Source organism: Wolbachia endosymbiont of Drosophila tristis (assembly GCF_028981745.1).
Taxonomy (GTDB): Bacteria; Pseudomonadota; Alphaproteobacteria; order Rickettsiales; family Anaplasmataceae; genus Wolbachia; species Wolbachia pipientis.
The window spans coordinates 1-5,568 of sequence record NZ_JAPQLN010000094.1 but is presented as its reverse complement, the minus strand read 5'-3'; the positions used below and the strand labels follow the sequence as shown (position 1 = coordinate 5,568).

At 37.0% G+C, this 5,568-nt stretch carries 5 protein-coding genes, 1 rRNA gene and 1 pseudogene; 6 read left to right on the top strand and 1 reads right to left on the bottom strand.

What is annotated here, in order from left to right; all coding sequences use genetic code 11:
• Nucleotides 1-140: 140 nt before the first annotated feature.
• Complete coding sequence (locus OZD64_RS03885) at nucleotides 141-755, bottom strand: hypothetical protein (protein ID WP_010963111.1); 615 nt, start codon at nucleotides 753-755, stop codon at nucleotides 141-143.
• A gap of 153 nt (nucleotides 756-908) precedes the next feature.
• On the opposite strand from OZD64_RS03885, the gene OZD64_RS03880 reads away from it, so the two are divergent.
• The 6 genes and pseudogenes from OZD64_RS03880 to OZD64_RS03855 form a co-directional block, all read left to right on the top strand.
• A 16S ribosomal RNA gene (locus tag OZD64_RS03880) occupies nucleotides 909-2,413 on the top strand.
• A gap of 100 nt (nucleotides 2,414-2,513) precedes the next feature.
• Nucleotides 2,514-2,891, top strand: coding sequence for a succinate dehydrogenase, cytochrome b556 subunit (sdhC, locus tag OZD64_RS03875; protein WP_010963112.1), 378 nt, complete (start codon nucleotides 2,514-2,516; stop codon nucleotides 2,889-2,891).
• Nucleotides 2,888-3,244, top strand: a complete 357-nt coding sequence (gene sdhD, locus OZD64_RS03870; protein WP_010963113.1) for a succinate dehydrogenase, hydrophobic membrane anchor protein — start codon at nucleotides 2,888-2,890, stop codon at nucleotides 3,242-3,244. The genes sdhC and sdhD overlap by 4 nt, the downstream gene beginning before the upstream one ends.
• Before the next feature lie 84 nt (nucleotides 3,245-3,328).
• A complete protein-coding gene (locus tag OZD64_RS03865) occupies nucleotides 3,329-4,567 on the top strand; it encodes a hypothetical protein (protein WP_274999327.1) in 1,239 nt (412 codons plus the stop codon).
• A gap of 112 nt (nucleotides 4,568-4,679) precedes the next feature.
• Nucleotides 4,680-5,231: pseudogene (locus tag OZD64_RS03860) on the top strand (sugar phosphate nucleotidyltransferase); the annotation flags it as partial.
• Nucleotides 5,232-5,288: 57 nt separating this feature from the next.
• Nucleotides 5,289-5,568: IS5 family transposase (locus tag OZD64_RS03855; RefSeq protein ID WP_044471353.1), on the top strand; the 280-nt coding region annotated here is incomplete at its 3' end.

Sequence of the window (5,568 nt, the reverse complement as noted above, 5' to 3'; positions counted from 1 at the left end):
CCTTACCTTTTAATCTGCAGATTGGCGAAAGCAAATACAATAGCTTCACTATCATGATAAGGGCGCTGGCGAAGGGTGTCAAGTAAGTTTTTTCGTTTCATCCGATGCGCTGCCAAAAGCTATGCAAAAAGTCCAATGAGTTAACTCCCATATATCCTGAGTAATTCTTGTGCATTAGCTTTGATTAGGATAGGGCATTTTCTATCATTTAATAGGGAACGCAATATTTCAGTTGCACCTTTAATGTCGTTATTATGTATCTTTACTACAGCGATAGCTTCTTGGCTTGAATAAGGATACACTGTGCTTGATTCTAAATTATCAATTTTGTCTTTATTTATTTTTTCACCGTTGGAGTGAAGTAAGCTCATTACTTCTAAATATTGTGCTAACTCACGCAAAACATTAGGAGCATCTTTATCATCTGCCAAATCATTATAAATAGATGCTGTGTCTGTTGGCATTGAATCTGAGATATGATTGAATGCGCGTTCAAAATTTGCTAAATACTCCCAATTTGAATCTATTTCTTCTAGCAGCGGCTTATTATCTTTTTTTAAGAATAATACTTCGTAAAACTTGTCACCTGCAGTTATAGATTGTTTTGTGTTATCAATGTTGCGCAATAAGTATAATGTGATGCCAACTAACATTGGCGCGAGTGCAAGCAGAAAGATGTATTTTTTCATGGTAATATTCTGAATAGTTATATATTTATACATTAATGCTTTTGATTTGCAAAAACATATTGACATAGTGATTATATCACATAATAATATCCTTAAAGTTGTTTGAATAGTTGGAGATTAAAATATTTCTAAAGTAGAAATAAAGACAGCAGTATTAAGCTAAATTATTTTTTGTCGGATTTATCCGATGTACCCTCAACCTTTTATAGGTTGAAGTCTAAATTTGAGAGTTTGATCCTGGCTCAGAATGAACGCTGGCGGCAGGCCTAACACATGCAAGTCGAACGGAGTTATATTGTAGCTTGCTATGGTATAACTTAGTGGCAGACGGGTGAGTAATGTATAGGAATCTACCTAGTAGTACGGAATAATTGTTGGAAACGGCAACTAATACCGTATACGCCCTACGGGGGAAAAATTTATTGCTATTAGATGAGCCTATATTAGATTAGCTAGTTGGTGGAGTAATAGCCTACCAAGGCAATGATCTATAGCTGATCTGAGAGGATGATCAGCCACACTGGAACTGAGATACGGTCCAGACTCCTACGGGAGGCAGCAGTGGGGAATATTGGACAATGGGCGAAAGCCTGATCCAGCCATGCCGCATGAGTGAAGAAGGCCTTTGGGTTGTAAAGCTCTTTTAGTGAGGAAGATAATGACGGTACTCACAGAAGAAGTCCTGGCTAACTCCGTGCCAGCAGCCGCGGTAATACGGAGAGGGCTAGCGTTATTCGGAATTATTGGGCGTAAAGGGCGCGTAGGCGGATTAGTAAGTTAGAAGTGAAATCCCAAGGCTCAACCTTGGAATTGCTTTTAAAACTGCTAATCTAGAGATTGAAAGAGGATAGAGGAATTCCTAGTGTAGAGGTGAAATTCGTAAATATTAGGAGGAACACCAGTGGCGAAGGCGTCTATCTGGTTCAAATCTGACGCTGAGGCGCGAAGGCGTGGGGAGCAAACAGGATTAGATACCCTGGTAGTCCACGCTGTAAACGATGAATGTTAAATATGGGAAGTTTTACTTTCTGTATTACAGCTAACGCGTTAAACATTCCGCCTGGGGACTACGGTCGCAAGATTAAAACTCAAAGGAATTGACGGGGACCCGCACAAGCGGTGGAGCATGTGGTTTAATTCGATGCAACGCGAAAAACCTTACCACTCCTTGACATGGAAATTATACCTATTCGAAGGGATAGGGTCGGTTCGGCCGGGTTTCACACAGGTGTTGCATGGCTGTCGTCAGCTCGTGTCGTGAGATGTTGGGTTAAGTCCCGCAACGAGCGCAACCCTCATCCTTAGTTACCATCAGGTAATGCTGGGGACTTTAAGGAAACTGCCAGTGATAAACTGGAGGAAGGTGGGGATGATGTCAAGTCATCATGGCCCTTATGGAGTGGGCTACACACGTGCTACAATGGTGGCTACAATGGGCTGCAAAGTCGCGAGGCTAAGCTAATCCCTTAAAAGCCATCTCAGTTCGGATTGTACTCTGCAACTCGAGTGCATGAAGTTGGAATCGCTAGTAATCGTGGATCAGCACGCCACGGTGAATACGTTCTCGGGTCTTGTACACACTGCCCGTCACGCCATGGGAATTGGTTTCATTCGAAGCTAACGACCTAACCGCAAGGAGGGAGTTATTTAAAGTGGGATCGGTGACTGGGGTGAAGTCGTAACAAGGTAGCAGTAGGGGAATCTGCAGCTGGATTACCTCCTTAGGCTTTGCACATAATTTACCATTTTTAATGATGGTGTTGTTATGTGCTATACTGCTGTCTTTACTTCTACTTTATTTTAATTTCCCGATAACGGAATTTTATGAGTGATAGACCTCTTTCTCCACATTTACAAATATATAAAGTACAAGTTACTAGTTTTTTCTCTATTATGCATAGATTGACTGGTATCTTGCTATTCCTTTTATTAATGATACTTTCTTGGTATTTCATATTACATGTTTACTTTCCTGAGTTACTTATAGTAAGGTACTTAAATGCATTATTATTCACTCCTGTTGCTAAATTAGCTTATGTCTTATGTTTTATAAGTTTTGTATATCATTTTCTTAATGGTATTCGTCATTTATTGTGGGATGTTGGGCTTAATTTAGAAATTACTGGCGTTTCAAGGAGTGCTATACTGCTGACAGTAACGCTACTTCTTTCTACTATGGCTTTTTTATTTATGTTTATATGAGTCAGTCTGGAAATTCAGTACATCATTGGTGGGTTCAGCGTGTTTCTGCGGTAATTTTACTGTTCCTGTTTCCTTGGTTTATCTATTCATTTTCTTGCACATTTTATACTGATAGCTCTTTGTCTTTTAGTGAAAAATTTATTAATCACCCTCTAGAGCTTTTATTTTTTGTTGTATTGTTGTTTTGCATTTTTTGGCACGCAGTTCTTGGAATGCAGGTAGTATGCGAAGATTATATACACAGCGTACCTTTGAGGATTTTTACAATTACATGCATAAAGTACTTATCAAGCATTACTTATATAACCCTCGCTTTTACAATCTTTATCTTCTACAGGCATATTTTCTTGTAAAATCACCGGTGCTGTGTTAATATATTATTAGTGTACTAGTTTTATTATTGAACTATAGCATTATAGCGATTTTGGTTTGACAATATGTTTGAAGCATTAAAAAAGGGAGTAATAGATCTTACACTTAAAGCAAAAGGTCTGCTTACTTCACCTGAATCTCAAGTTTACGTCGAAGACCTTAGAAAGGTAATGATATATGATGGAAGGAAATGCCAGTATCCAAAAAATTATGATCAAATTGTACAGTCTGCTAAAATCATAGAAAACAGGGATATGCATGGAAATGCTATACTAGATAAAGATAAAAATCCAACCTATAAACTTTTGTATGGTCAAAAAGATGAGAATGGAGAACAACCAAGTTTCAGATTATCTTTAGTTACCAAAGATAAAGATAATGATAGATCTTATTTTACTATCAATTATATAGACAATCAGGGTAAGCAAATTCCGATAAATGAGTTGCATAAGTCATATTTTGAGCCATTAGGCTTTTCGAGAATGGATTTGAAAAAACACGTGCCAATTTTTGAAGCTGAAAAAACTAAGGATCCTCAATATCCATTTGAATTAACTAATTCTTCTGTGCTAACTAAAGAGGTAAAAAATAAAGAAGGTAAAGTTCAGGAAGTTGTTGATGAAAAAGGAAGAAATGGAGAATTATTATACACTAGTGATTACAAGAAGCTAAGCACCCATTTTTCAGAAATTAGAGATCAGAATGGTAATCTAGAGCTAGATAAAAGTCTTATATCTGTTCCTATCGTTTTTGCTACAAGTTTAGCTAAAGTTTGTACTAAATTGTTGACTTCTCTTCCTATAAAGTTAGGGGAGCATTTAATAAGCGAACAAAACCCAATTGCAAAGTCTTTTGGTTATCTTTTATTTACTCCTGCAATGGCAGTAAAAAATTTAGTGGATATGGGAGCTACCATACTTAAGGCTCCAATTTTATTGTTTGTAGCAAATGAGAAAAAATATGGTGATGCTTACTACACCATGTGGAAACACCAACTGAAAGGATGTTTGGAAGAAGCAAAAAGTGACTTTAATGTTATTAAAGGTGAAGAAAGGCTAAAGCCGGATCATGGGAATCGTGATTCACTAGTGGGCACATGGGATGAGCTTAACGCTAGAAGGCCAAAGAAACAAGGGGATGATAAAGAAGTTAGCAAGAGTAATGAAATACTAAAGAGTCCTGAGGAAGAACAAAATAAGGGTAATGAAATATTAAGTGATAAAAGAAAAGGTCATGTTGAGGAATTACAAAATAGAAGAAATTCACAGCAAGGGCAAGGCGCTACACATGATCACTCTCATTAGCAATTACTTTAAATCAACATTTACTTTCTTTATTAACTATTCCACAACAAAAACTTGCATGTATTTTGCCCTCAGTATAAGATATTAATTATTTAATTAATATCTTAACTAAATGCGCCCTGTAATATTGTGTGGTGGTAGTGGTAGCAGACTTTGGCCTTTATCTAAGCCAAAGCAATTTCAGAAAATATTTAGTCAGAACACTATGTTTCACAACACTTTGTTGAGGCTAAAAAGCGATTATATGCCGCCCATAATTGCTACAAATATACAGTACGAGTCATTAGTGATGGAGGAATTGCATGCACTGCAAGAATATAAAGTGATTTTCGAACCAGTGAAAATTGGAACAGCAGCGGCAATATTAATTGCTGCACTTCTCTGCAATGAAAACGAGACAATGTTAATTCTGCCTTCAGACCATTTTATAGGTGATTTGAATAGTTTTTATGCTTCTACTCAAAAAGCGTCTAAGTTAGCCTCTGAAACTAACTCTATAGTCACTTTTGGGGTTAAGCCTCATGAATTCAATTCTGAATACGGCTATATAAATGCAGTATATGATCAGAAAGAAAAATGTCATATAGTGAAAGATTTTACAGAAAAGCCCGAGCGTAAGTTAAGTAACGATCATTATTGGAACTCTGGAATATTTGTGTTTAGAGGTTGTCCGGAAACAAGTAAAAGGCTATAATATCTGAAATTTTAGTACGGGGTAAAGATGAGAAAAAAGTATCCAACAGATCTAAGCGAAAGGGAATGGGCAAGAATAGAAAAACACTTCAGAGTATCATACAAGAAAGGAGGAAGGCCGCCAAAGTATAGCAAAAGAGAAATATTAGAAGCAATTTTCTATGTATTGCGTACAGGGTGTCAATGGCGGTATTTACCAAATGATTTTCCGCTATGGAAGACTGTGTATGAGCAGTTCAGGCAATGGAAGAAGCAGGGAATTTTTGAGAAAATGAATTATGAAATTACAAAATATAGTAGAAGAAAAA